This window comes from Streptomyces sp. NPDC036764 (genome assembly GCF_055609385.1).
On the sequence record NZ_JBVJPT010000006.1, the window covers coordinates 228668 to 254175 of the forward strand.

Below are 25508 nucleotides of genomic sequence, written 5' to 3' on the forward strand. Positions count from 1 at the left end.
GTTTTTGGTTTCCCTCCCTCCTGTAGGTTGTTGAAAAAAACCCCAACGGGAACCCCGACCACACTCCCCCCCCCCCCCCCCTCCCCCCCCTCCCCCCCTCCCCCCCCCCCCCCCCCCCCCCTCCCCCCCCCTCCCCCCCCCCCCCCCCCCCCCGCCCGTTTCGGTATTTGTTCGGACTCGCCGCTCGCCCGACTCAGGCCTTGCGGGCCCGCGTCGTCTTCTTCGCGGGAGTCGCCTTCTTCGCGGCGGCCGCCTTCTTCGTGGCCCCGGCCGCCTTGTCGGTGGCCTTGTTGTTGGCCGCCTTCGTGGTCCTGGCCGTCGCCGTCTTCTTCGCCGCCGTCCCCGCCGCGACCGTCTTCCTGGCCGCCGCCTTGCGTGGGGCCTTCACCGAGGCCGCGTCGCTGATGCGGTCGGCGCCGAGGACCTCGCGCAGGAACTTGCCGGTGTGGCTGGCGGGCACCGCGGCAACCTGCTCAGGCGTGCCCTCCGCGATGACCAGGCCACCGCCGGCGCCGCCCTCGGGGCCCATGTCCACGAGCCAGTCGGCGGTCTTGATCACGTCGAGGTTGTGCTCGATGACGATGACCGTGTTGCCCTTGTCGACCAGGCCGGAGAGGACCTTGAGCAGCTTGCTGATGTCCTCGAAGTGCAGACCGGTGGTCGGCTCGTCGAGGACGTAGACCGTGCGGCCGGTGGAGCGCTTCTGGAGCTCGCTCGCGAGCTTCACGCGCTGGGCCTCACCGCCGGACAGGGTCGTCGCCGACTGGCCGAGCCGGACGTAGCCGAGACCGACGTCGTTCAGCGTCTTCAGGTGCCGGTTGATCGCCGGGACGGCCTCGAAGAAGTCCATGGCCTCTTCGATCGGCATGTTGAGGACCTCGGAGATGGACTTGCCCTTGTAGTGGACCTCCAGGGTCTCCCGGTTGTACCGGGCACCGTGGCAGACCTCGCACGGGACGTACACGTCCGGGAGGAAGTTCATCTCGATCTTGATGGTGCCGTCGCCCGCGCAGTTCTCGCAGCGGCCGCCCTTGACGTTGAAGGAGAACCGGCCCGGCATGTATCCGCGGACCTTCGCCTCGGTGGTCTCGGCGAACAGCTTGCGGATGTGGTCGAAGACGCCGGTGTACGTCGCCGGGTTCGAGCGCGGGGTGCGGCCGATGGGCGACTGGTCGACGTGCACGACCTTGTCGACGAGGTCGTCGCCGTCCACGCGCGTGTGCCGCCCGGGGACGTTGCGGGCGCCGTTGAGCTCGCGGGCCAGGTGCGTGTACAGGATGTCGTTGACCAGCGTCGACTTGCCGGAGCCGGACACGCCCGTGACCGCGGTGAACACGCCCAGCGGGAACGAGACGTCGATGTCCTGGAGGTTGTTCTCCCGGGCGCCGTGCACCGTGAGCAGCCGGGACGGGTCGTGCGGGCGCCGGATGTCGGGCAGCGGGATCGCCTTCTTGCCGGCCAGGTACTGGCCGGTCTGCGACTCGGAGTTGGCGAGCAGCTCCTTCAGGGAGCCGCTGTGCACGACCTTGCCGCCGTGCTCACCGGCGCCGGGGCCGATGTCGACGATCCAGTCGGCGGTCTTGATGGTGTCCTCGTCGTGCTCGACGACGATGAGCGTGTTGCCCATGTCGCGCAGCCGGACGAGGGTCTCGATCAGCCGGTGGTTGTCGCGCTGGTGCAGACCGATGGAGGGCTCGTCGAGGACGTACAGCACGCCGACGAGTCCGGAGCCGATCTGGGTGGCCAGGCGGATGCGCTGGGCCTCGCCGCCGGAGAGCGTGCCTGCCGCGCGGTTGAGCGAGAGGTAGTCGAGGCCGACGTCGACCAGGAACCGCAGCCGCTCGTTGACCTCCTTCAGCACGCGCTCGGCGATCTTCTTGTCGCGGGCGTTGAGCTTCAGTTCGCCCAGGAACTCGGCGCAGTCGCTGATCGACATCGCGGAGACCTCGGCGATCGACTTCTCCATGATCGTGACCGCGAGGACGATCGGCTTCAGTCGGGTGCCTTCACAGGTGGGGCAGGGCACCTCGCGCATGTACCCCTCGAAGCGCTCACGGCTGGCGTCGCTCTCGGACTCGCTGTGCCGGCGCTTGACGAAGGGAACGGCCCCCTCGAAGGGCGTCGTGTACACACGCTCGCGGCCGTACCGGTTTCGGTACCGGACCTCGATCTGCGTCTTGTGGCCGTAGAGCAGGGCCTTCTTGGCGCGCTGCGGCAGGCCCGCGAAGGGGATGTCGGTCCGGAAGCCCAGCGCGTCGGCGAGGGCACCGATCAGACGGCCGAAGTAGTCCTTGGTGTGCCCGTGCGACCAGGGGTGGATGGCGCCCTCGTCGAGGGACTTGTCCTCGTCCGGGACGATCAGTTCGGGGTCGACCTCCATGCGCGTGCCGATGCCGGTGCACTCGGGGCAGGCGCCGAACGGAGAGTTGAAGGAGAAGGAGCGCGGCTCCAGCTCCTCGAAGGAGAGGTCGTCGTACGGGCAGTACAGGTGCTCCGAGTACATGCGCTCGCGCTCGGGGTCGTCCTCGGGGAGGTCGACGAAGTCGAGCACGACCATGCCGCCGGACAGGCCGAGGGCCGTCTCCACGGAGTCGGTGAGGCGGCGCTTGGCGGAGTCCTTCACCGTCAGACGGTCGACGACCACCTCGATGGTGTGCTTCTCCTGCTTCTTCAGCGTGGGCGGGTTGGAAAGCTGGACGGTCTCGCCGTCCACCCGCGCGCGGGAGTAGCCCTTGGTCTGCAGGTCGGCGAAGAGGTCGACGAACTCACCCTTGCGCTCGCGCACCAGCGGCGACAGCACCTGGAAGCGGCTCCCCTCCGGCAGCTCCAGGACCCTGTCGACGATGGCCTGCGGCGACTGACGGGAGATCGGCCGGCCGCACTCGGGGCAGTGCGGCTTGCCGATGCGCGCGAAGAGCAGACGCAGGTAGTCGTAGACCTCGGTGATGGTGCCGACCGTCGAGCGCGGGTTGCGCGAGGTCGATTTCTGGTCGATGGAGACGGCCGGGGACAGACCCTCGATGAAGTCGACGTCCGGCTTGTCCATCTGGCCGAGGAACTGCCGGGCGTACGACGACAGCGACTCCACGTAGCGCCGCTGCCCCTCGGCGAAGATGGTGTCGAAGGCCAGCGAGGACTTGCCCGACCCCGACAGGCCCGTGAAGACGATGAGCGAGTCGCGTGGCAGGTCGAGCGAGACATTCTTCAGATTGTGCTCGCGCGCGCCACGGACGATGAGACGGTCGGCCACGCCGGTCCGCACCTTTCTTGAGAGAAGTGACACGGAGGCGAGGCCCCCGTGTGTTCTCGGACTCGAGTCCCCCCGTGCTTTCTCAGACTAGGGGGCGCCACTGACAACGCCGGTCGGATTCCTGGATGCGTTAACAATCCCCGGCCATCCAGCATGCCCGACGCCACGACCGACCCTATAGCACGCGCATTCGATTTACGGCACTCGTTCACCACCTTCACCCAAAGGAGTGGCGAGGCTAGTGTCAGCACCATGATTGATCACGCTCGTGACCTGGTGTCTGTACATGAAGCGACCGATCGGCTGCTGACCGCAGCGGCGAAACTGGACAACGCGTCAGTGGCCGAGCCGTCACGGCTCCCCGGATGGAGCCGCGGCCATGTCCTCGCGCACATCGCCCGCAATGCGGACGCCCTCGTGAACGTCCTCGAAGGGCGCCCCATGTACGTCTCCGCCTCCGCCCGGGACGCCGACATCGAGCGCGACGCCCCGCGTCCCCTCGACGTCCAGCTCACCGACGTGCGCGCGAGCGGCAGCCGCTTCCAGGAAGCGGGCGCCGCGCCCGCGGACTGGGCGCGCACGGTGGAGCTGCGCAACGGGGTCACCGACGCGGCGGCCCGGGTGCCGTTCCGGCGGTGGGTCGAGGTGGAGCTGCACCACGTCGATCTCGGGATCGGGTACGAGCTGGAGGATCTGCCGGCGGAGTTCGTGGAGCGGGAGATCGACTTCTTGGCGGACCGGTTCACCGGTCACGCCGACGTGCCGTCGACCACGCTCACGGACGGCACGCACGCGTGGAGCACAGGCCGCAAGGCGGACTCCGCCGAGGTCACCGTCCGAGGCGCCGCACCCGACCTGCTCGGCTGGCTCGCCGGGCGCCGCGACGGGTCCGGACTCACGACGGTGGGCGGCGCGCTGCCGTCGCTTCCCCCGCTGTAGCGCCGGGGGGCCGCCGGCCACCCCGCCGCTATAGGCTGCCGCCATGACGTACAGCGGACAGGTGACGGTCGGTGGCCCCGCCGACGTGCATGAGCTCAAGGACCTGATGATCACCAAGATCGCGGTCGGCCCGATGAACAACAACGCCTATCTGCTGCGCTGCCGGGCCACGGACGAGCAACTGCTGATCGACGCCGCCAACGACGCGGACACCCTGCTCGGCATGATCGGGGACGACGGCATCGCGTCCGTCGTCACCACGCACCAGCACGGCGACCACTGGCAGGCGCTCGCCGCGGTCGTGGAGGGCACCGGCGCGCGCACGTACGCCGGCCGGGACGACGCCGACGGCATCCCGGTGCCGACCGACGTCCTGGTCGACGACGGCGACACCATCCGGGTGGGGCGCGTGGAGCTCACCGCGCGCCACCTCGTGGGGCACACGCCGGGTTCGATCGCCCTCGTCTACGACGACCCGCACGGGCATCCTCATGTGTTCACGGGGGACTGTCTCTTCCCCGGCGGTGTGGGCAACACCCGTAAGGATCCGAAGGCGTTCGCCAGCCTGATCCACGACGTGGAGACGAAGATCTTCGGCACGCTGCCGGACGAGACGTGGGTCTACCCCGGGCACGGCGACGACACGACCCTGGGCGCCGAGCGGCCGCATCTGCCGGAGTGGCACGCGCGGGGTTGGTGAGCGCAGGGTTGGTGAGCGCGGCCCAAGCGCTGTACTCACGGGGCTGGTGAGGCGCGCGGAGCAGTGCACGCGCGAATACTGGAAGCGCGCGCCCCGCGCACGCGCCCCGTGTGAACCGTTCACACACGCTGGTGTCATGCGCGCGCTCCCGGCGCGCGTTGTTGCGCAGTCAACTGGAAGCAGCCCCGCGAAGGATGACGGCTCCTGAGCGGAAAGGGCCGCCGGTCTCTCAATCCCCGCCCTCGACCGGCGGCCCCGGCGATCTCCCGCCGGACATGTTCACAGGAACGCAACACCCGTTCCCAATATGCGGACATTCACCGTCGTGACCTCGACAAAGTCGACGATGTACTGTCAATCTCGCGCCATGCACCCTGCCCCCCGCGCGCTGCGCCGCGCCGTCGCCGTCGCAACGACCGCCCTGCTCGCCACCGCTCTCGGTTGTGCTCCGCAGCCGGACGAGAAGGCCGCCGACGCGCCGTCGGGTTCGGCCGGGAACACCTGTGCCAAGGGCAAGTTGGCCACCAAGACGTCCGGCAAGCTGACCGTCGCCACCGACGAGCCGGCGTACGAGCCCTGGTTCAAGGACGACAAGCCCGCGAGCGGCGAGGGCTTCGAGTCGGCGGTCGCGTACGCCGTGGCGAAGCAGCTCGGCTACGACAAGGGCGCGGTCGTCTGGCAGAGCGTCCCGTTCAACAAGGCTTTCGCACCCGGCGAGAAGACCTTCGACTTCGACATCAACCAGGTGTCGATCAGCGACGAGCGCAAGAAGGCCGTGGACTTCTCGTCCGGCTACTACGACGTCCGCCAGGCCGTCATCGCGCTCAAGGGCGGCAAGGCCGCCAAGGCGAAGAGCGTCGCCGACCTGAAGGGCCTCAAGCTGGGCGCGCAGGTCGGCACCACCAGCCTCGACTACATCGACGACGTGGTGAAGCCGACCCAGCAGGCCGCCGCCTACGCCAAGAACGACCAGGCCAAGTCGGCGCTGAAGAACGGGCAGGTGGACGCCATCGTGGTCGACCTGCCGACCGCCTTCTACATCACCGCGGCCGAGGTGACGGACGCGACGATCGTCGGCCAGTTCGAGAACCAGGGCGGTACGCCGGAGCAGTTCGGGCTCGTGCTCGACAAGGGCAGTGCGCTGACCTCGTGCGTGACGGACGCCGTGGACGCCCTGCGTAAGGACGGCACCCTCGACAAGCTCGAGCAGCAGTGGCTGTCCGACGCCGTCGACGCCCCGGTGCTCAAGTGACGGTCACGAAGGAGGAGTCCGGCCAGGACGGAGCGGACGACGACGGCGGCATGCCGGGCGCGGACGACGGCTACGTCCCCTCGCAGCGGCGCCTGGACCGCGAGCGCTTCAAGCGCGCCCGCGCCCGCCGCGCCACGGCCATCGGCGCCCTCTCCACCCTGGTCAGCGGTGTCGTCCTCTACCTGGTCGTGGTCAACGCGCCGGGCTGGCCGCGCACCAAGGAGACGTTCTTCGAGTGGGAGTACGCGCGCGAGGCGTTCCCCAAGGTCCTCGAAGGGCTGTGGCTCAATGTCCGGCTGCTGCTGATCTGCGGCGCCTGCGTGCTGGTCCTCGGGATGCTCATCGCCGTCGCCCGCACGCTGCGCGGCCCGGTGTTCTTCCCGCTGCGGGTGCTGGCGGCCGCCTACACGGACTTCTTCCGGGGTCTTCCGCTCATCATTAACCTCATGATCGTCGTCCTCGGCGTCCCCGCACTGCGGCTCCAGGGCGTGACCGTCGATCCGGTGCTGCTGGGCGGCACGGCCCTCACGCTGACGTATTCGGCCTACGTGGCCGAGGTGTTCCGGGCGGGCATCGAGTCCGTGCACCCCTCGCAGCGCGCCGCCGCGCGCTCGCTCGGCCTGACCAACCGGCAGGCCCTGCGGCACGTCGTCCTGCCCCAAGCCGTGCGCCGCCAGGTGCCGCCCCTGCTGAACGACCTGGTGTCGTTGCAGAAGGACACCGGGCTGGTGTCGATCGGCGGCGCGGTGGACGCCGTACGGGCCGCGGACATCATCGTGGGTCGCAGCCTCAACTACACGCCCTACATCGTCGCCGGCCTGATCTTCGTGGCGCTGACCATTCCGATGACCCGCTTCACGGACTGGGTGACGGCCCGGATGGACCGCCGGCGTGCCCAAGGAGGTGCCCTGTGAGCGACGCATCCGTGAGTGACGCACCTGTGCTGCGCATGGAGTCCGTCCGCAAGGCCTTCGGCGGCTCGTTGGTGCTGCGGGACGTCGACCTGGAGGTCGCCCCGCACACGGTGACCGCGCTGATCGGCGCCTCCGGCTCCGGCAAGTCCACGCTGCTGCGGTGCGCGAACCTGCTGGAGGAGATCGACGACGGTGCGATCTGGCTGGACGGTGAGGAGATCACCGATCCACGCGTCGACCAGGACGCCGTACGCCGCCGTATCGGCGTGGTGTTCCAGGCGTACAACCTCTTCCCGCACATGACGGTCCTGGAGAACATCACCCTCGCCCCGCGCCGGGTGCACGGGCAGTCCCGCGCCGAGGCCGAGGCACACGCGCGTGAGCTGCTGGAGCGGCTGGGGCTCGCCGAGAAGGCGGGCGAGTACCCGGACCGGCTGAGCGGCGGTCAGCAGCAGCGGGTCGCGATCGTCCGAGCGCTCGCCGTACGTCCGCGGCTGCTGCTGCTCGACGAGATCACCGCCGCCCTCGACCCCGAGCTCGTGGGCGAAGTCCTCACCGTCGTGCGTGACTTGAAGGCGGACGGGATGACGATGGTGCTGGCCACGCACGAGATGGGGTTCGCTCGCGAGGTCGCCGACCAGGTTTGTTTTCTGGACGGAGGGGTGGTGCTGGAGCGCGGCACGGCCGAGCAGATCTTCGGCGATCCGCAGCAGGAGCGCACGCAGCGCTTCCTGCGGCGCATCGTGGAGGCCGGGCGGCTGTAAGGACCGCTTCGCAAGGGCGGGCGGTCCTTACAGCCGTGCCTTCCCGCAGCCGCGGCCCGGCCGCGTCACGTGTTCGCCTGCCCCTCCCCCACCAGCGCCGCGACCCGCTCCACTCCGAACACGTAACCCTGCACACCGCACCCGGCGATGACCCCGTCGGCGCGCAGCGAGACGTAGGAGTGGTGCCGGAAGGACTCACGCTTGTGGATGTTGGAGATGTGGACCTCCAACACAGGAATGCCGTCACAGGTGTTGAGCGCATCCAGGATCGCCACGGAGGTGTGCGAGTAGGCGCCGGGGTTGATCACGATCCCGCAGTGGTTCAGCCGCGCCTCGTGGATCCAGTCGACCAGCTCGCCCTCGTGATTGGACTGCCGGAGGTCGATCGTGCCGCCGTGCGCCGCCGCCGCCTTGGCGCACAGGGCCTCGACATCGGCCAGCGTCTCGGAGCCGTAGATCTCCGGCTGGCGCTGGCCGAGCAGGTTCAGGTTGGGGCCGTTGAGGATCATGATCGGGGCGTTGGCCAGGGTGCGGGGCACGGTTCCTCCGGTCCGTTCAGGGTGCGCGGTCCGTCGATGACCGCTGCTCAGACCCCGGTTTATCACGATGCACGAAGCGCGCCTCGCGCCCTACCCTCCGGACATGACCACGATCTCGTACCCTCCCAAGCCCTCACCCGGCGACCGCGTCGCCGTCATTTCGCCCGGCGCGGGCCTGCCCGGACTCTTCCCGCGCCCCTACGAACTGGGCCTGGAGCGGCTGCGCAAGGAGTACGGGCTCGAACCGGTCGAGTATCCGGCGACCCGCAAGATGGGCTCGACGCCTCAGGAGCGGGCCGACGACATCCACGCCGCGTTCGCCGACCCCGACATCAAGGCGGTCATCGCCTCGATCGGCGGCGACGACCAGATCACCGTGCTGCCGTTGCTGGACCGGGAGTTGATCCGGGCGAACCCGAAGCCGTTCTTCGGGATGAGTGACAACACGAACCTGCTGATGTTCTTGCGCAACACCGGAATCGTCGGCTATCACGGCGCCACCGTGATGTGCGAGCTGGGCCGCCCGGGTGCCATGCACCCGCAGACCGCCGACTCGCTGCGGGCCGCGCTGTTCACCTCTGGCGAGTACGAACTCGGGCCCGCCGAGCGCTGGAACGACATCAACCGTGACTGGGCCGACCCCGCGACCTTCGACGCGGAGCCGGAGACGCGGCCCGGCGGCGGGTGGACGTGGGTGAACGCCGACCGGGTGGTGGAGGGCCGCACTTGGGGCGGCTGCCTGGAGATCGTCGGTTGGCTGCTCATGGCCGACCGGGAGATCGCGCGCGATCTCTCCGAGTACGACGGTGGAGTGCTGTTGCTGGAGACGTCGGAGGAGATGCCGAGCGCTGACGAGGTCTTCTGGACCCTGCGCAACATGGGCGAGCGCGGGCTGCTCCACCGCTTCTCCGCACTGTTGATGGGGCGGGCGAAGACCTGGTCCTTCGTGCGCCCCAACGGCCCGGAGGAGGCCGCTCGTTACGCTGCGGACCAGCGCGAGGCCGTGCTGCGGGCCATGCGTGTATATGCACCGCACATCCCCATCGTCTTCGACGTGGACCTCGGCCACACCGATCCACAACTCGTGATCCCCTACGGCGGCACCGTCCGCATCGACGGCCCCGCCCGGCGCATCACCGTCACGTACTGACAAAGCCCCAGCGCGCCCGTACGCCCCCGTAACCAGCGGTCACGCTGGGTAGTTGACGCAGCATGCACGACGTACGCACAGTAAAGGCACCCCCGTCCATGCTGCGGCTCGCGGCCGCCTCGCTCGCCGGGACGGCCATCGAGTTCTACGACTTCTTCGTCTACGGAACCGCGGCGGCACTGGTCCTGGGGCCACTGTTCTTCCCGACGTTCTCGCCGGTGGCGGGAACCCTGGCCGCCTTCGCCACATTCGGGGTGGGCTTCGTGGCACGGCCCCTGGGGTCGGTGCTGTTCGGGCACATCGGGGACCGGCACGGACGCCGACCGGTCCTGGTCGCCTCACTGCTGCTGACCGGGGCGTCCACGGTCGCGGTCGGCTGCGTACCGACGTACGGAACGATCGGTGTGGCCGCTCCCCTGCTGCTGCTCGTGCTTCGTTTTCTCCAGGGACTGGGACTCGGCGGCGAGTGGGGCGGGGCCGTCCTGCTGACCGTCGAGCACGCGCCGGCCGGGCGGCGCGGTCTGTGGTCGAGCTTTCCGCAGGTCGGGCCCGCGTTGGGCTTCCTGCTCGCCAACGGTGTCGTGCTGGGGCTGTCGGCGACGCTGTCCGACGCGCAGTTCGCCTCGTGGGGCTGGCGTGTGCCTTTCTGGGCGGCGGGTGTGCTCGCGCTGGCCGGGCTGTGGCTGCGGTCGTCGCTCGCCGAGAGTCCCCGGTTCCTCGAGATCGACGACCACGCGCGCGTGCCGCTCACCGAGGTCGTACGCGACCACTGGCGGCTCGTGCTGCTGACGGCCGGAGCGCTCGCGATCGGGTACGCGATCTTCTACGCCGTGACGACCTGGTCCCTCGCGTACGCCACCGAGCGGCTGGGGGTGAGTCGTGGCGTCATGCTGACCTGCATCATGGCCGCGGTGGTGGTGAAGGGCTCGCTGACACCGCTGGCGGCGATCCTCGGCGACCGGTACGGGCGGCGGCCTCTGTGCCTCATCGGATGCACGGCGTCCGCCCTGTGGATGTTCCCGCTGGTCGCCCTTCTCGCCACGGGCCAGCCGCTGCTGATGTTCCTGGGCTTCCTCGGGGCGATGCTCGCCTTCATCACCATGTTCGCCGTGATCGCCGCGTATCTGCCGGAGCTGTACGAGCCCCGAGTGCGCTGCACGGGTGCCGCGGTGGGCTACAACCTCGGCGGCGTGATCGGGGGCGCGCTCACGCCGATCGTGGCGACAGCGCTGGTCGAGCAGGGCGACGGCCGGGTGCCCTGGGGCGTGGGGGCGTATCTGACCGGCGTCGCGCTGCTCAGTCTGGGGTGTTTCACGCTGCTGCCCGAGACGCGTCCGGTGCCGGCCGCGGCTGCGGAGCCCGCCACCGGGTGACGGGCTCCGTGGTCGGGGCGGGTTCACGGATTGATCGCGAGCTCCAGGTACGCGGCGAACAGCACCAGGTGGACGCCGCCCTGGAGCGGTGTCGCCCGCCCCGGTACGACCGTCAGCGAGCTCACCACCACCGTCAGGGCGAGCAGCACCATGTGGGTGGGGCCGAGGCCGAGGACGAGCGGGCCCGTGAGCCAGACCGAGGCCAGTGCGACCGCCGGGATGGTCAGCCCGATGCTCGCCATCGCCGAGCCGAGCGCGAGATTCAGACTGGTCTGCACCCGGTCACGGCGGGCGGAGCGCAGCGCGGCGATCGTCTCGGGAAGCAGCACCAGCAGAGCGATGATCACGCCGACGACGGCATGGGGCAGGTCAGCGGCCGCCACTCCGTCCTCGATGGTGGGCGACACCCCCTTGGCCAGGCCGACGACGCCGATCAGGGCCAGGCCCAGCAGCCCCAGGCTCACCAGCGCCGTGCGGGCGGAGGGCGCGTCGGCGTGGTCGTCACCGTCGATCACGTCGCCCTGCCGGGTGATGGGAAGGAAGTAGTCGCGGTGCCGCACGGTCTGTGTCGTCACGAAGAGGCCGTACAGGATCAGCGACGAGACCGCGGCGAACGTGAGCTGCACCGTGGAGAACTCCGGGCCCGGCTTGCTCGTGGTGAACGTCGGCAGCACCAGGCTGAGCGTGGCCAGGGTCGCCACGGTCGCCAGGGCGGCGCCGGTGCCCTCCGGGTTGAAGACGGCCGTACGGTGCCGCAGCGAGGCGACGAGCAGACACAGGCCGACGATGCCGTTACAGGTGATCATCACGGCCGCGAAGACCGTGTCGCGGGCAAGGGTGGAACTCTTGTCGCCTCCGTCGACCATCAGGGTCACGATCAGGGCGACCTCGATGATCGTGACGGCGACGGCGAGGACGAGTGAGCCGAAGGGCTCGCCGACGCGGTGCGCGACCACTTCGGCGTGGTGTACGGCGGCCAGGACGGCACCCGCGAGGACCAGCGTCACGACTGCGACGACCGCGCCGGGCAGGTCCCGCCCCCAGGTGAAGGCCAGCAGGACGACCGCGAGCGCCGGCACGAGGTACGTCCACCCCGTCGCGAGCGACCTGAGCCGATCGATCATGGAGCGATCGTCGCAGAGCGGTTGAGGCTTCGCATTCTCGTCTGTGTGGTGGTCAGGATGGCGGTCAGGCGGCCCCGCGCCCTGGGGATGCGGGGCCCCTGTGCTTCTTATGTCGCTACGCGAAATCGGTTGTCTCCTGTACGTCGCAGTCCGTGAAGGACGGCGGCCTGGTGCACAGCGCGGCCATCTGCTCCGCGAACTTGGTCGTCTCGGGGTCCTCGCTGTTGCGCATCGCGTCCTCGTGGGAGTCGAACTCGATCACCACGAGGTAGCGGTTGGTCTGCGCCCGGTCCTTGATGACGAGCCGCCGCGTGGGGCCGCCGCTGCGGCCCGCGAGGCGCTGTTCCGTCTCTTGGGCCAGCTCCCGCATCTCATCGATGCGCTCGGTCTCGAAGTCGATGATCTGTACGAACTTCATGGGTGCGTCCACAGGTGCCTCCACCCCCGGCCGTGGTGTCCCCCTGCGAGGACATCCAGCACCCAAAGAAGCACCGGGAGCGGTGCTCGGCAATTCGCTGAGCACCACCCCCGGTGATGGTTCTTCCTACGTCCGACATGGTCAGACGTCGATGCTGTCCTTCGGAGCGCCTTCGCTCCGCTCCTGCGCCGCCTCGGCCGCCGCCTGCTTCTTGGAGGCCCTCAGGCTCGTGATCGTGGTGACGATCAGGACCGAGCAGATCACGCCGAGCGAGACCGGAATGCTGATCTCGGGAACGTGGACGCCGGACTCGTGCAGTGCGTGCAGCACCAGCTTCACGCCGATGAAGCCGAGGATGATCGACAGGCCGTAGCTGAGGTGGACCAGCTTCTTCAGCAGACCGCCGATGAGGAAGTAGAGCTGCCGCAGACCCATCAGCGCGAACGCGTTGGCCGTGAACACGATGTACGGGTCCTGCGTCAGGCCGAAGATCGCCGGGATGGAGTCCAGGGCGAAGAGCACGTCCGTCGTGCCGATCGCGAGCATCACGACCAGCATCGGGGTCATGACCCGCTTGCCGTTCTCCTGGATCCACAGCTTGGTGCCGTGGTAGCGGTCGGCGACACCGAACCTGCGCTCGGCCGCCTTCAGCAGCTTGTTCTCCTCGAACTCCTCGTCGTCATCGTCGGCCCGGGCCTCCTGGATGAGCTTCCAGGCGGTCCAGATCAGGAAGGCGCCGAAGAGGTAGAACACCCACGCGAAGCTGGCGAGGATCGCGGCACCCGCGGCGATGAAGATGGCCCGCAGCACCAGGGCGATGAGGACACCGACCAGCAGCACCCGTTGCTGATACTGGGACGGCACGGCGAACTTCGCCATGATCAGGACGAAGACGAAGAGGTTGTCGACACTCAGCGACTTCTCGGTGATGAAGCCGGCGAAGAACTCGCCGCCGGCCTGTCCGTCGCCGAAGATCAGCAGGCCGAGCCCGAAGAGGCCCGCCAGGGCGATCCAGACGACCGTCCAGATTCCGGCTTCCTTGATTGATACGTCGTGTGGCTTTCGGCCGATGAAGAAATCGACCGCGATCAGGGCGGCTAGGCCCACGATGGTCAAGACCCACAAGGTCGTGGAAATTTCCACTGCGCCTCCGGCAGTCGTAACGGCAAATGTCAGCGTCGTCGCGCGCCGGAGGTCTCTTCCACCCACGATGGGCCGACGCCCCGGGATCTGGCCGGATCCGTATTGACGGGAACGTCGCAGCAGACAGGGAGTACTCCCCTCCGTGGGACAAACAGTACCCCATTCACCAAGGAAAGGTAAAGCGCTTGGCAAAAGAAGTACCAAGTTAGCTGGTCAGGGGCCCTTTACCAGTGCTTGGCCCGGGCCGCTGCGACCTGTGTGAGCACCTGCTGGAGGATCTGGCTGCCGGCCGGCACGAGCGAGGGCTCGTAGGTCCAGGCGTGCCCCACCCACGGGTCGGCGAGGTGGTCGTCGGCCACGGGGGTCAGACGCAGCAGCGCACGCCAGAGGGGGTCGAGCAGCGGGCCGTAGCCGGCCGCCTCCTCGCGGTCCGCGACCATCATCAGGTGGACGCCGACGGCGGGACCCTCGTCCGCCAGGTAGCGGAGCTGGGTCACGGCCCGGTCGTCGAAGCCGTGCGGGAAGTCGTTGACGATCAGTAGCTGCTGCGAGGTGTCGAAGCCCGGCGGCAAGGAGTCGGGCGCACCGGCGCGCAGCGCCATCTGCACGAGGTCGACGCGCTGCGTGAGCCGCGCGAGGACGTCCGCGACCCCGGCCGCGCCCACCGCGGGCGGGGCCGCCAGCACACCGGTCTGCACCAGGGGTGCAAGTGCCTGCGCGCCCGAACCGGCCGGGTCGATGACATGCACGGTGAACTCGCCGGCCGGGTAGACGGCGAGCAGCCGCGCCGCGTTCGCCACCGCCGTCTCCAACGCGAGGCGGTGCAGGTCGTGGGAGTCGTGGAAGGAAGCATCGAGCGACCCGCTGCGCCCGCTGTCGATCCACAGGCCGCGCTCCAGCGGCAGCCGGACCAGCATCGGGATGCGCAGCTCGGCGCTCTCGGGCAGGTGGAGCTCACCCAGGCGCAGGGCCATGGGGATCTCCATCGGTACGCGGTAGCCGTGCCAGACCGGGTTGTCCCAGCGGGCGTAGGCGAGCGGCAGCGCGGGTTCGACGACCTGGGACTCCGCGGTGAGCTGGGCGAGATCCCGGTCGAGCGAGGCCCTGGCCTGATTGACGAGCTCCGCGTGCTTGGCCTGGGCCGCCTCGCGGGCGGCGTCGCCCTGTCCGCCGATCCGGCTGCGCGGGTCCGACAGGACCTGGTCGAGCTCCTTCTCCATGCGCGATTCGGCGAAGTCGACCGCACTGCGGTACGCGGCGGTGGTGCGGGCCAGGTCCTCGAACATGCCCCACACCTGGTTGTAGAGCCGCTCCTCCATGGACCAGCCGGTGGCGTCGCCCGCGACGGGCTGCGCGGGCTGTCCGGGCTGCGCCGGGGGCGCGGTCGGCGGGGGCGGCGGCGGAGCCGTGTTCTGCCGGCGCGGGTGGCTGTAGTCGATCGGTCCGCCGGACGTGGGAGCGGACGGCTGGGTGGGATCGGTGGCGCCGGTTCCGCCCTGGTACGACGGCTGCGGCGCGGACTGGCCCGGCATGCCGGGCGTCTGCGTGCCGTAGGGCGACGTCGGCTGCGGTGACACGGAACCTGAGGTGCCCTGCTGTGCCGGGCCCGACTGGTCCGGGCCGAGGCCGGGTCCGGCCGCCTGCCGGGAACGGTCGCCGTCCGTGCGCGGCGGGGGCGCCGGGATCGAGCGGGCCACGCCCTGGGCCACCGCTTCGTTGATGCCACCGGCGAGCTGGTGGGCCTGGGCCAGGCCCTGGTCGGTGAAGAGGTCGGCGAGGCCACCGGCGTACCCCTGGCCTATGGCGCGCACCTTCCAGGCACCCTGGCGGCGGTAGAGCTCCAGGGCGACCACGGCGGACTCGGCCTCCAGGCCGGCGATGGTGTAGCTGGCCACCTCGGTGCCGTCGAGGCCGGTGACCGCGACGAACGGGGCGGGGACGGCGCCGAAGCGGGTCGGGCCGCCGCCCCCGATCGGCAGGGCGAGCAGCACACTGACACGGTGGACGGCCTCCGGCATGGCGTCCAGGTCCACCGCGAGGCGATGGTCGGCGGCCGCCTGCCGGGAGACCTCGAGGCCGGGCAGGGTCGGGGCGCCGGGGTGGGCCACCCATTCGACGCCGTGGATCCTGCCCTGCTCGTCGCCGAGCGTGGCGGCGGCCACGATCGGCGCACCGGCCGAGACCCGGATCTCCAGACGGGCCTGGGAGAGCGGGTGGTTCTGCCCCCGCACCAGCTCGGCCGTCATGCCTTCGTCCCCCTGTGTCAGTTGTCGTGTCGTGTGCCGCCCGCCGGGCCGCCTTGCGTGTTCTACAGGTGCGGCAGGATCGCCGGCATCAGGTCCTGGAAGGTGCGGCCGTTGGCCGGGGTGCCGAGGGCCGTCATCGCCCAGCCCGGGCCCGAGCGGTGCACCTTCGCCATGATCTGGGCCGTGTAGGCGCCGCCACCCGCGAGGGTGTAGCGGGCGAGCTCCTGGCCGTTGGTCTCGTCGACCAGGCGGCAGAACGCGTTCTGCACCTCCTGGAAGGTCTGGCCCGTGAAGGAGTTCACGGTGAAGACGATCTGGTCGATGTGGACCGGGATGCGGGCGAGGTCGACGAGGATCGCCTCGTCGTCGCCGCCCTGGCCGACACCGCCGACGAGGTTGTCACCGGTGTGGCGCACGGAGCCGTCGTCGCTCACCAGGTGGCGGAAGAAGACGACGTCGACCGGCTGCTTGTCCGCGAACAGGACGGCCGAGGCGTCGAGGTCGACCTCCCGCGTGCGCGAGCCGAACAGGCCGCGCCGGGGAGCAGCCTGCCAGCCGAGACCCATGCGCACCGCGGTCAGGCTGCCTCCGTCGTTCTTCTGCAGACTGATTGCCTGACCCTTGGTCATGTTGACGGTCACGTGCTGATTCCCCTCTCGAGCTGTCCCCTGTTGGCCGCGGAGTCCGCGGATGACGAGAACCCTACGCAGGGGCACTGACAGTGACGTACCCCGGTCCCCACTTTGTGTCGGTCTTGCAACACAGCGAGTACGGGGGGCCGGTGGACGGCCGTTCGGGCGGCGCCGGTGCCGTGCTGCGGACCGGCGCCCATGGCCCCGTCAGGCCAGTCCCGCCTCCTTCATCTGACGCAGTTCCTTCTTCATCTCGGACACCTCGTCGCGCAGCCGTGCCGCGATCTCGAACTGGAGATCCGCCGCGGCGGCGCGCATACGCTGCGTCAACTCCTCGATCTGCTCGGCGAGATCCGCCGCCGGCCGATCGGTCGGCACCGTCTCCTTGGCCTTGCCCTTGGCGGACTTGGCCGTCTTCGCGCCCTTGGCCGCCTTGTCGCCGAGGGAGGGCACGGGGGCCTTGGTGCCCCGGCCGTCCTTCTTCGCGCGGTAGCCGCTGCCGAGCAACTGCTCTGTGTCGACGTCCTCGCGGGCGATCTGCGCGACGATGTCGTTGATCTTCTTGCGGAGCGGCTGGGGGTCGATGCCGTTCGCCTTGTTGTACGCGACCTGCTTCTCCCGGCGGCGGTTGGTCTCGTCGATGGCCTTCTCCATCGCCGGGGTGATCTTGTCCGCGTACATGTGGACCTGGCCGGAGACATTGCGCGCCGCGCGGCCGATGGTCTGGATGAGGGAGGTTCCGGAGCGCAGGAAGCCCTCCTTGTCGGCGTCGAGGATCGCCACCAGGGACACCTCGGGCAGGTCGAGGCCCTCGCGCAGGAGGTTGATGCCGACGAGGACGTCGAACTCACCCGAGCGCAGCTCGCGCAGCAGCTCGACCCGGCGCAGGGTGTCGACGTCGCTGTGCAGATAGCGCACCTGGATGCCGAGCTCCAGGAAGTAGTCCGTGAGGTCCTCGGCCATCTTCTTGGTGAGCGTGGTGACCAGGACGCGCTCGTCCTTCTCGACGCGCGTGCGGATCTCGTGCACCAGGTCGTCGATCTGGCCCTCGGTCGGCTTGACGACGACCTCCGGGTCGATGAGGCCGGTGGGGCGGATGATCTGCTCGACCTGGCCGTCCCCGCGGGAGAGCTCGTACTTGCCGGGGGTCGCCGACAGGTAGACGGTCTGTCCGATGCGCTCCTGGAACTCCTCCCACTTCAGGGGACGGTTGTCGAGCGCGGAGGGCAGACGGAAGCCGTGGTCGACGAGGGTGCGCTTGCGGGAGGCGTCGCCCTCGTACATGGCGCCGATCTGCGGCACGGTGACGTGCGACTCGTCGATGACGAGCAGGAAGTCGTCCGGGAAGTAGTCCAGCAGCGTGTTCGGCGGGGAGCCGGGTTCACGGCCGTCGAAGTGCATCGAGTAGTTCTCGACGCCGGAGCAGGAGCCGATCTGGCGGAGCATCTCCAGGTCGTACGTCGTGCGCATGCGCAGTCGCTGGGCCTCCAGGAGCTTGCCCTGCTTCTCCAGTTCGGCGAGGCGCTCCCCCAGCTCCTTCTCGATGTCGTTGACGGCCCGCTCCATGCGCTCGGGGCCTGCGACGTAGTGGGAGGCCGGGAACACGTAGAGCTGCTCGTCGTCGCTGATGATCTCGCCGGTCAGCGGGTGCAGCGTGGACAGGGCCTCGATCTCGTCGCCGAACATCTCGATGCGGACGGCGAGCTCCTCGTAGACCGGGAAGATCTCGATGGTGTCGCCGCGCACGCGGAAGGTGCCGCGGGTGAAGGCGAGGTCGTTGCGCGTGTACTGGATGTCCACGAAACGGCGCAGCAGTTGGTCCCGGTCGAATTCCTCGCCGACCTTGAGGGGGACCATGCGGTCCACGTACTCCTGCGGCGTGCCGAGGCCGTAGATGCAGGAGACCGAGGCGACCACGACGACGTCGCGGCGGGTGAGCAGCGAGTTCGTCGCGGAGTGGCGCAGGCGCTCGACCTCCTCGTTGATCGAGGAGTCCTTCTCGATGTAGGTGTCCGACTGCGGGACGTAGGCCTCGGGCTGGTAGTAGTCGTAGTACGAGACGAAGTACTCGACCGCGTTGTTCGGCAGGAGCTCGCGGAACTCGTTGGCCAACTGGGCGGCCAGCGTCTTGTTCGGTGCCATCACCAGGGTGGGCCGCTGAAGCTTCTCGATCATCCACGCGGTGGTCGCGGACTTGCCTGTGCCGGTCGCGCCGAGCAGGACGACGTCCTTCTCACCGGCTTCGATGCGCCGGGCGAGCTCGGCGATGGCCGTCGGCTGGTCGCCGTTGGGCTGGTAGGGGCTGACGACCTCGAAAGGCGCCACCGTGCGTTCGATGCTGGAAACGGGCCGCATGGGATCCACCGTACGACCCCCCACTGACAACGCGGTCCGGTCAGTGGTTCTGCGGGGCCCTGGAGCCTCGGGTTCCGGCGGTACGGCGGGGCCGCAGGGAGGGGCGGCGGGCCTGGTGCGGGACGGTGGCGTGGGCCGGGACGCCCGGCTTGTGCTCGATGGGGGCCTCGGCCGGGCGCCCCATGATGATCTTCGGGTCGAACAGCACGACGGCACCGGCGAGCAGCAGGAAGGCGAGGGGGCCGACCAGCATCGGCGCGAGCAGGGCGGCGGGCGAGTCGCCGGTGGAGGGCGCCCCCGTGCCGTGGAGGTGGACGTTCAGGGCGGCCATGCCGGTGTAGTGCATGCCGCTGACGGCGAGGCCCATGACGAGGCTCGCGCCCACGCTCCACAGGAGTCCTCTGACCTGTCCGGCGGCCCACAGGGCGGCGGTGGCGGCGCCCATGGCTATGACGACGGAGACGGCCACGGTGAACGTGTTGTACTCCAGCTTGCCGTCGAGCCGCATGCCGGCCATGCCCAGATAGTGCATCGACGCTATACCGAGGCCGGTGATCGTGCCGCCGGTGAACAGGGCCGCGCCGCGGGCGCCTCGGTAGCCGACTATGAAGATCCCGACACCCACCATGACGATGGCGACGGCGAGGCTCGCGAACGTCATGGTCTTGTCGTAGTGGATGGGCGTCTCCTTGACGGTGAACCCCATCATGGCGACGAAGTGCATGGTCCATATGCCGGAGCCGATGGCCGCCGAGCCGAGGGCGAGCCAGCCTGGGCGCCAGGAGCGCGAGACGAGCATCGATCTGGTGGTGCAGCGAAGGCCGAGCGCACCGCCGAGGCAGGCCATGAGGTAAGCCACCAGAGGTGTGACGAGTCCGTAGCTGAATCCGTCGATGGTGCCCTGCATACGCGGCTGCCCTCCCCGCCCTTTTACGTCCCGGAACTCCGTGAAATGCGCCCCCTCCCAGGACCGCCCGAGCGGTCAGGGTTGAGGCAGAGGGTAACGCCCACCGGAATGGTCGAACGATTTTCCGGCAAAGAAACACGGCCTTGCCCCAGTTGTGCCGCACGGGTGAGCGCGCACAGGCAACTCCATTCAATCTGTGGTCATTCTGTACTCCTCCGCCGTTGACCCTCTGCTGTCACAGTTGAGCTGTTCGTGATCGTCCGACGCGAGGAGTACGCATGCACGCGCGCGCTGTAGCCGCCACGACGACCGCACTCCTGGGAACCGCCGCTCTGCTCATCCCCGCCCCCCACGCCCTGGCCGGCTCGGACCAGCCCACGGTCATCGCGCATCGGGGAGCTTCCGCTTACGCCCCCGAGAACACGCTGGACGCCGTCGACAAGGCCGCCGAGCTGGGTGCCGACTGGGTCGAGAACGACGTCCAGCGCACCAAGGACGGCGAGCTGGTCGTCGTCCACGACGACAACCTGAAGCGGACCACGGACGTGGAGGAGGTCTTCCCCGACCGTGCGCCCTGGAAGGTGAAGGACTTCACGGCCGCCGAGATCGCCCGGCTGGACGCGGGGAGCTGGTTCGGCCCCGCGTACGCGGACGCGCGCGTGCCGACGCTGAAGCAGTTCATCGACCGCGTGGAGCTGCACCACCAGAAACTGCTGCTGGAGATCAAGAACCCGGAGCTGTACCCGGGCATCGAGCAGGAGACCCTGAAGGTCCTGGACAACGAGGGGTGGCTGGACGCGCCCCATCTGGAGAGCCGTCTGATCGTGCAGAGCTTCAGCGCCGCCAGCGTGCGGACCGTCCACGAGCTCAGGCCCGCCGTGAAGACCGGCCTGCTGGGCACACCGCCCGTGGCGGACCTGGCCCGGCACGCGGCCTATGCCGACCAGATCAACCCCTCCTACGGCTCCATCTCCCTGGGCTACGTCGCCGCCGTCCACGCGGTCCAGGGGCCGCACGGCAGGCCGCTGGAGGTCTTCACCTGGACCGTCAACGACGCGAACACCGCCCGGCTGGTCGCCGGGTACGGCGTCGACGGCATCATCACCAACACTCCCGACGTGGTGCGGGACGCCCTTCCCACGACGTGAGGCCGCACGGCCGGATCCCGAGGGCGTTGTCAGTGGTCGGCCGTACGGTGGGCGCATGGACAGCCATGGACAGTACGAGCCGCGGGTCGTGTGGGCCGTCATCGGCACCGACATCGGTCCGCTGATGCTGGCAGCGACCCGCGACGGCCTGGTCAGCGTCGTCTTCCACGCCACGCAGAAGGTACGCGAGACGATGCTCGACCGGCTGGCCTCCCGGCTGGGCGTCGAGCCGGTCGAGGCGCCCGACTCCCCGCTGCTGGCCGAGGCGATACACCAGATGGAGCAGTACTTCGCCGGTGCGCGGCGGGACTTCGAGCTGCCGCTGGACTGGTCGCTGATCTCCGGTTTCAACCGGCAGGTGCTGCGCGAGCTGGCTTCCGGTGTCCCGTTCGGCACGGTCGTCGGGTACGGCGATCTGGCCGGGCGGGTCGGGCAGCCGGGTGCGGCCCAGGCCGTGGGTATGGCGATGGGCGCCAATCCGCTGCCGGTCGTCGTGCCCTGTCACCGGGTCGTGGAGAGCGGCGGCGGCATCGGCGGGTTCGGGGGCGGCCTGGAGACCAAGCGGAAGCTGCTGGCGTTGGAGGGGGTACTGCCGGAGCCCCTGTTCTGAGGGCTCCCCCGCTTTTTCGCGGGGTGGGCAGGCGGGAGAAGAGGGGGGAGACTGCGCCTGTGACGACACCTTTCACCCACATGTACGCGGCCGGTCCGGTGTGCTGTCTCCGGCCGGCCGGTCGGAGGCGTCGTGACGCCGGGTGTGCGGCGTGACCGCCGTCGAGCGCCAGGTCGTCGTGTCGGTCACGGCCGACCGGCTGCCGGCCCTGCGGCGCTGTATCTCGGCCGTACTGATCACGACGCAGATCCTGGGCGGGCTCGGCGTCGCCACCGGCATCGCGCTCGCGGCCGTGCTGGCCAAAGAGGTCAGCGGCACCGAGTCGCTGTCCGGGCTCGCACCCACCGCCACCGTCGCCGGCACCGCGGTGCTGTCGATGCCGCTGGCCGCGCTGATGACCGCGCGCGGCCGCCGTCCCGGTCTCGTCCTGGCCTATCTCATCGGTGCCGTGGGCGCCGCCGTCACGGTGATCGCGGCCCGCGTCGGAAGCTTTCCGCTGCTGCTGTGCGGGATGGCCGCGTTCGGAGCCGCGTCGTCCGCGAACCTCCAGGCGCGGTTCGCGGCGGCGGATCTCGCCGAGCCGGAGCGTCGGGCGCAGGCGATCTCGCTCGTCGTGTGGGCGACCACCATCGGGGCGGTCCTCGGCCCGAACATAGCCGCGCCCGCCGGTCGCAGCGTCACCGGCCTCGGGATACCGGCGACGGCGGGGCCGTTCCTGTGGGCGGCCGGGATCTTCCTGATATCCGCGCTCGTGGTGGCGGTCCTGCTGCGGCCGGACCCGCTGCTGACGGCGCGTGCGCTGGCGCCGGCCGAGGAAGGGTCGCCCGCCGCCCGTTCGCTGCGCGCCGGGATGGCCGCCGTGGCCGCCTCGCCCCGGGCGCGGCTCGCGGTGGTCACGGTTGCCGTGGCACACACGGCGATGGTGTCGGTGATGTCGATGACCCCGGTCGACCTGGCGCACCACGGCGCCGGGATCGATCTGATCGGGCTGGTCATCAGCGTGCACATCGCGGGCATGTACGCGTTCGCACCGCTCATGGGGCGGTTGTCGGACCGGCTTGGGCGGTTGTCCGGGATCGGGCTCGCCGTGGGGCTGCTTGCGTGTGCGGTGTTCCTCGCCGGTACGGCGGGCGGCAGTCACGGACAGACGGCCGTCGGGCTGTTCGTGCTGGGGCTCGGCTGGTCGGCGGGGCTCGTCTCCGGTTCCGCGCTGCTCACGGACTCGGTGCCGCAGCCGGCGCGGGCCGCCGCGCAGGGCCTGTCCGACCTCATCATGAACGCCTCCGCCGGCGTCGGCGGAGCGGTCGCGGGGCTCGTGGTCGCCAAGGCGAGCTACGGCTGGCTGAATCTCACCGCCGCGTGCCTGCTGCTCCCGCTGGCGGCGTTGGCGCTGTTCACGCGGGGCAGGCGGACGCAGGACGTTTCCACGGCCGACTGAAGTGACCTCCCGCTCCGTGGGGGAAGGACATCGTCCCGACCGGCTTCCACGGAGTGGTCAGCTCGGGTGCGGGTGCCGGCCACAGGGCGATGTGGGCGAGCAGATCGCGACGTCACCGACGCGGGTCGGCGTCTGCGAAAGGGGGCCACGCACGCGTGGCCCCCTTCGCGGCCCGTCAGTCGTAGTGCCGGGCCTCGAAGATGTTGCCGTCGGGGTCGCGGAAGTAGAAGCTGCGCGTGGCCTTTCCGCGAGCGCCGAAGGAGTCGCGGGAGATGTCCGACACCGGTGCGCCGCGCTCCTCAAGGCGGACGCGCAGGGTGTCGAAGTCGTCGCCGGGCAGCGCCAGGCAGACGTGGTTGACCGGGTGTCCGGAGCTCTCGACGGAGCCCGGCAGCATCTTCATGCGCTCCGCCATGGTGAGCGGCATGAGGTCGAGAATGGTCTCCTCGTTGAGACGTACGGAGGGGAACGGAACGGCCCCCGCGGAGAACTCCGAGAGCCTGACCGGCTCCATGCCGACCGCCTTCTCGAAGAAGTCGGCCGACGCCTCCGGGTCGCGTACCCAGAGGACGACATGGTCGAGACGTGCAATGTGGTCCTTCATACAGCCAAGGCTGGTGTCATCCGCCACAGGCTGCAAGGGGTTTGATCGGGCACGGCGCCCGCCAGAGATGAGGGAGTACCGACAGACAGGAGGCAGGCGCGTGGTGCTGGTGGTGTCGGAAGAGGTACGGGATGCGATTGACGCGCGTCGACCCGTGGTGGCCCTGGAGTCCACGATCATCGCGCACGGGCTGCCGCGCCCGCGCAATCTTCAGGTGGCACTGGAGCTGGAGGAGGTCGTACGGCGGGAGGGCGCCGTTCCGGCGACGATCGCGGTGCTGGACGGCCGCCCTCATGTCGGCCTGGACAAGGACCAGCTCGAGCGGATCGCGAACGAGGACGGGATCCGCAAGCTGGGGCACCGGGATCTGCCGCTCGCGGTGGCCGCCGGGGCGAGCGGCGCGACCACGGTGTCGGCGACGGCGCTGCTGGCTGCCCTCGCGGGCGTGCGGGTGTTCGCGACGGGCGGGCTCGGCGGTGTGCACCGGGAGTGGACGGTGACGCAGGACGAGTCGGCCGACCTGGGGCTGCTCGCACGTACCCGGATCACGGTGGTGTGCGCCGGGGTGAAGTCGATCCTGGACGTCCCGGCGACCCTGCAACGGCTGGAGACTCTGGGCGTCGCGGTGGCCGGCTATCGCACGGAGCACTTCCCCGGCTTCTACCTCTCCGACTCGGGTCACCCCGTGGACTGGACACTCCGGTCACCGGAGGATGCGGCCGAGGTGATGCGCGCTCAGGACGCTCTCGACGGGCCCGAGTCGGCTCTGATCGTCGCCAACCCGGTTCCGGAGGCGGAGCAGTTGGATCCCGAGCTGCACGCGCGTGTGCTCGCCGACGCGTTGCGCGCGTGCGATGAGCAGGGCGTCACCGGTCAGGCGGTCACGCCGTTCCTGCTGGACCACCTGGTACGGCACACGGACGGCGCCTCGCTGAGCGCCAACCTGGCGGCGGTGCGCGGCAACGTACGGCTGGCGGGGCGGATCGCGGCGGCCTGGGCCGGGGCGTGAGCGGGACGCCGTCCGGCGGATCGGACACGTTGAGCGCTCGCGACGGCGCGCTGCTGGTCGTCGGCGATGTGGTGACGGACGTCATCGCCCGGCATCAGGGGCCGCTCGCTTCGGGCACGGACACGGCCGCGGCCATCCGGACGATGCCGGGTGGCGCCGGCGCCAATGTGGCGTGCTGGGCCGCGCATCAGGGCGGTCGCCAGGTACGGCTGCTGGGGCGGGTGGGCGCGGACGCCGTCGAGTGGCACGAGCGCGAGCTGACCGCGAGCGGGGTGCGGCCCTGCCTCGTCGTCGATCCGCAGGCACCGACCGGGACGGTGATCTGCCTGGTCGACACGGGTGCCGCCGCCGAGCGGACGTTCCTGACCGACAGTGGTGCGTCCCTGCGGCTGGAGCCACGCGACTGGTCGGATGCGCTCCTCGACGATGTCGCATGGCTGCACCTGTCGGGCTATCTGCTGTTCTCCGAGCAGAGCCGCGCGCTGGTGGCGGTGGCTCTCGCGTCCGCACACGCGCGTGGAGTGCCGGTGAGCCTGGATCCCGCCTCGGCGGGGTTCCTCGTGAAGCTGGGCGTCGACCGTTTCCTGGCGCTGGTGGACGGCGTGGACGTCCTGCTGCCGAGCCGTGACGAGGCATGCCTGCTCACGGGGTTGCCGGACGCGGAGGACGCGGCCGCCAAGTTGAGCCGCCATGTCCCGCTGGTCGTCGCCAAGCAGGGCGCCGACGGCGCGCTGGTGGCCCGGTCGGGCGCGGTCACCGCCCATGTCCCCGCCGTGCCGGCCGTGCCGAGTGACACCACCGGAGCGGGCGACGCCTTCACCGGTGCCTTCCTCGCCGCCCTGCTCACCGGTGCCGCTCCGGAGGAGGCGGCTCGGGAGGGGTGCCGGGCGGGGGCGCTGGCGGTGGAACGAGTGGGCGGGAGGCCGCCGGGGGCCGGGTGACGGCGCCGACGACCGGGAAAGGGCCCGCGAGCCGTCGGCCACGGCTTGCAGT

General features: G+C 69.9%; 22 protein-coding genes. 12 read left to right on the top strand and 10 right to left on the bottom strand.

The annotated features are described in order from the left end of the window. Positions 1-193: 193 nt before the first annotated feature. Positions 194-3250: an excinuclease ABC subunit UvrA gene (uvrA, locus tag ACZ69Q_RS23855; protein WP_471045141.1), complete on the bottom strand. Its 3057-nt coding sequence runs from the start codon at positions 3248-3250 to the stop codon at positions 194-196. Positions 3251-3502: 252 nt separating this feature from the next. Between uvrA and ACZ69Q_RS23860 the strand changes: the two genes are divergently transcribed. The 5 genes from ACZ69Q_RS23860 to ACZ69Q_RS23880 all read left to right on the top strand — a co-directional run bounded on the left by ACZ69Q_RS23860 (position 3503) and on the right by ACZ69Q_RS23880 (position 7819). After that, the gene (locus ACZ69Q_RS23860) at positions 3503-4189 is read left to right on the top strand and encodes a maleylpyruvate isomerase family mycothiol-dependent enzyme (RefSeq protein WP_471045144.1); all 687 of its coding nucleotides are present in this window, start codon (positions 3503-3505) and stop codon (positions 4187-4189) included. 43 nt (positions 4190-4232) lie between these two features. Beyond that, on the top strand, positions 4233-4889 hold the full coding sequence (locus ACZ69Q_RS23865; RefSeq protein ID WP_471045145.1) for an MBL fold metallo-hydrolase: 657 nt from the start codon (positions 4233-4235) through the stop codon (positions 4887-4889). A 367-nt stretch (positions 4890-5256) separates the two neighbouring features. Next, positions 5257-6141, top strand: coding sequence for an ABC transporter substrate-binding protein (locus tag ACZ69Q_RS23870; protein ID WP_471045148.1), 885 nt, complete (start codon positions 5257-5259; stop codon positions 6139-6141). Continuing rightward, positions 6138-7055 (top strand): amino acid ABC transporter permease, encoded by a 918-nt coding sequence (locus ACZ69Q_RS23875; protein ID WP_471045151.1) that lies wholly within the window; start codon positions 6138-6140, stop codon positions 7053-7055. Before ACZ69Q_RS23870 ends, ACZ69Q_RS23875 begins: the two co-directional genes overlap by 4 nt. 35 nt (positions 7056-7090) lie before the next feature. Continuing rightward, on the top strand, positions 7091-7819 hold the full coding sequence (locus tag ACZ69Q_RS23880; RefSeq protein WP_471045589.1) for an amino acid ABC transporter ATP-binding protein: 729 nt from the start codon (positions 7091-7093) through the stop codon (positions 7817-7819). 65 nt (positions 7820-7884) lie between these two features. On the opposite strand, the gene aroQ is transcribed toward ACZ69Q_RS23880, so the two are convergent. Next, entirely contained in the window at positions 7885-8358 is a 474-nt protein-coding gene (gene aroQ, locus ACZ69Q_RS23885) for a type II 3-dehydroquinate dehydratase (RefSeq protein WP_471045153.1), read from the bottom strand. Between the two features lie 103 nt (positions 8359-8461). Between aroQ and ACZ69Q_RS23890 the strand changes: the two genes are divergently transcribed. Together ACZ69Q_RS23890 and ACZ69Q_RS23895 are read left to right on the top strand one after the other, a co-directional pair. Next, entirely contained in the window at positions 8462-9508 is a 1047-nt protein-coding gene (locus ACZ69Q_RS23890) for a S66 family peptidase (protein WP_471045156.1), read from the top strand. Between the two features lie 62 nt (positions 9509-9570). After that, positions 9571-10881: an MFS transporter gene (locus tag ACZ69Q_RS23895; RefSeq protein WP_471045159.1), complete on the top strand. Its 1311-nt coding sequence runs from the start codon at positions 9571-9573 to the stop codon at positions 10879-10881. 23 nt (positions 10882-10904) lie between these two features. Here ACZ69Q_RS23895 and ACZ69Q_RS23900 read toward each other — a convergent pair whose 3' ends face one another. From ACZ69Q_RS23900 to ACZ69Q_RS23930, 7 genes are all read right to left on the bottom strand, one after another. Beyond that, on the bottom strand, positions 10905-12005 hold the full coding sequence (locus tag ACZ69Q_RS23900) for a calcium:cation antiporter (protein ID WP_471045161.1): 1101 nt from the start codon (positions 12003-12005) through the stop codon (positions 10905-10907). Positions 12006-12120: 115 nt separating this feature from the next. Next, the gene (locus ACZ69Q_RS23905) at positions 12121-12423 is read right to left on the bottom strand and encodes a hypothetical protein (RefSeq protein ID WP_471045164.1); all 303 of its coding nucleotides are present in this window, start codon (positions 12421-12423) and stop codon (positions 12121-12123) included. Positions 12424-12564: 141 nt separating this feature from the next. Then, complete coding sequence (locus ACZ69Q_RS23910; RefSeq protein ID WP_471045167.1) at positions 12565-13566, bottom strand: TerC/Alx family metal homeostasis membrane protein; 1002 nt, start codon at positions 13564-13566, stop codon at positions 12565-12567. 224 nt (positions 13567-13790) lie between these two features. Beyond that, positions 13791-15812 (bottom strand): TerD family protein, encoded by a 2022-nt coding sequence (locus tag ACZ69Q_RS23915; RefSeq protein ID WP_471045170.1) that lies wholly within the window; start codon positions 15810-15812, stop codon positions 13791-13793. 62 nt (positions 15813-15874) lie between these two features. Continuing rightward, positions 15875-16453: a TerD family protein gene (locus ACZ69Q_RS23920; RefSeq protein WP_107907157.1), complete on the bottom strand. Its 579-nt coding sequence runs from the start codon at positions 16451-16453 to the stop codon at positions 15875-15877. Between the two features lie 198 nt (positions 16454-16651). Next, positions 16652-18799 carry an excinuclease ABC subunit UvrB gene (gene uvrB / locus ACZ69Q_RS23925; RefSeq protein WP_471045173.1) on the bottom strand — a complete coding sequence of 716 codons (2148 nt, stop codon included), beginning with the start codon at positions 18797-18799 and terminating at the stop codon, positions 16652-16654. 40 nt (positions 18800-18839) lie between these two features. Next, a complete protein-coding gene (locus tag ACZ69Q_RS23930; protein ID WP_471045175.1) occupies positions 18840-19706 on the bottom strand; it encodes an MHYT domain-containing protein in 867 nt (288 codons plus the stop codon). A 278-nt stretch (positions 19707-19984) separates the two neighbouring features. Here ACZ69Q_RS23930 and ACZ69Q_RS23935 point away from each other — a divergent pair, with 278 nt between their 5' ends. The 3 genes from ACZ69Q_RS23935 to ACZ69Q_RS23945 all read left to right on the top strand — a co-directional run bounded on the left by ACZ69Q_RS23935 (position 19985) and on the right by ACZ69Q_RS23945 (position 22902). After that, entirely contained in the window at positions 19985-20854 is an 870-nt protein-coding gene (locus tag ACZ69Q_RS23935) for a glycerophosphodiester phosphodiesterase (protein WP_471045178.1), read from the top strand. Positions 20855-20909: 55 nt separating this feature from the next. After that, the gene (locus ACZ69Q_RS23940) at positions 20910-21464 is read left to right on the top strand and encodes a methylated-DNA--[protein]-cysteine S-methyltransferase (protein WP_471045180.1); all 555 of its coding nucleotides are present in this window, start codon (positions 20910-20912) and stop codon (positions 21462-21464) included. A 151-nt stretch (positions 21465-21615) separates the two neighbouring features. Then, positions 21616-22902 (top strand): MFS transporter, encoded by a 1287-nt coding sequence (locus ACZ69Q_RS23945; protein ID WP_471045183.1) that lies wholly within the window; start codon positions 21616-21618, stop codon positions 22900-22902. 175 nt (positions 22903-23077) lie between these two features. Here the strand turns inward: ACZ69Q_RS23945 and ACZ69Q_RS23950 are convergent, their stop codons facing one another. Next, positions 23078-23506 (bottom strand): VOC family protein, encoded by a 429-nt coding sequence (locus ACZ69Q_RS23950; protein ID WP_471045184.1) that lies wholly within the window; start codon positions 23504-23506, stop codon positions 23078-23080. Between the two features lie 100 nt (positions 23507-23606). On the opposite strand from ACZ69Q_RS23950, the gene ACZ69Q_RS23955 reads away from it, so the two are divergent. Then, complete coding sequence (locus ACZ69Q_RS23955) at positions 23607-24515, top strand: pseudouridine-5'-phosphate glycosidase (protein ID WP_471045186.1); 909 nt, start codon at positions 23607-23609, stop codon at positions 24513-24515. Next, a complete protein-coding gene (locus tag ACZ69Q_RS23960) occupies positions 24500-25456 on the top strand; it encodes a carbohydrate kinase family protein (RefSeq protein WP_471045591.1) in 957 nt (318 codons plus the stop codon). Before ACZ69Q_RS23955 ends, ACZ69Q_RS23960 begins: the two co-directional genes overlap by 16 nt. The last annotated feature ends 52 nt before the right edge of the window (positions 25457-25508 follow it).

Excerpts from the sequence above, each read along its gene's own strand:
- ACZ69Q_RS23860 (WP_471045144.1), top strand. The coding sequence starts at position 3,503 with ATGATTGATCACGCTCGTGACCTGGTGTCTGTACATGAAGCGACCGAT.
- ACZ69Q_RS23865 (WP_471045145.1), top strand. The coding sequence starts at position 4,233 with ATGACGTACAGCGGACAGGTGACGGTCGGTGGCCCCGCCGACGTGCAT.
- ACZ69Q_RS23870 (WP_471045148.1), top strand. The coding sequence starts at position 5,257 with ATGCACCCTGCCCCCCGCGCGCTGCGCCGCGCCGTCGCCGTCGCAACG.
- ACZ69Q_RS23880 (WP_471045589.1), top strand. The coding sequence starts at position 7,091 with ATGGAGTCCGTCCGCAAGGCCTTCGGCGGCTCGTTGGTGCTGCGGGAC.
- ACZ69Q_RS23890 (WP_471045156.1), top strand. The coding sequence starts at position 8,462 with ATGACCACGATCTCGTACCCTCCCAAGCCCTCACCCGGCGACCGCGTC.
- ACZ69Q_RS23895 (WP_471045159.1), top strand. The coding sequence starts at position 9,571 with ATGCACGACGTACGCACAGTAAAGGCACCCCCGTCCATGCTGCGGCTC.
- ACZ69Q_RS23900 (WP_471045161.1), bottom strand. The coding sequence starts at position 12,005 with ATGATCGATCGGCTCAGGTCGCTCGCGACGGGGTGGACGTACCTCGTG.
- ACZ69Q_RS23905 (WP_471045164.1), bottom strand. The coding sequence starts at position 12,423 with ATGAAGTTCGTACAGATCATCGACTTCGAGACCGAGCGCATCGATGAG.
- ACZ69Q_RS23915 (WP_471045170.1), bottom strand. The coding sequence starts at position 15,812 with ATGACGGCCGAGCTGGTGCGGGGGCAGAACCACCCGCTCTCCCAGGCC.
- uvrB (WP_471045173.1), bottom strand. The coding sequence starts at position 18,799 with ATGCGGCCCGTTTCCAGCATCGAACGCACGGTGGCGCCTTTCGAGGTC.
- ACZ69Q_RS23930 (WP_471045175.1), bottom strand. The coding sequence starts at position 19,706 with ATGCAGGGCACCATCGACGGATTCAGCTACGGACTCGTCACACCTCTG.
- ACZ69Q_RS23935 (WP_471045178.1), top strand. The coding sequence starts at position 19,985 with ATGCACGCGCGCGCTGTAGCCGCCACGACGACCGCACTCCTGGGAACC.
- ACZ69Q_RS23940 (WP_471045180.1), top strand. The coding sequence starts at position 20,910 with ATGGACAGCCATGGACAGTACGAGCCGCGGGTCGTGTGGGCCGTCATC.
- ACZ69Q_RS23950 (WP_471045184.1), bottom strand. The coding sequence starts at position 23,506 with ATGAAGGACCACATTGCACGTCTCGACCATGTCGTCCTCTGGGTACGC.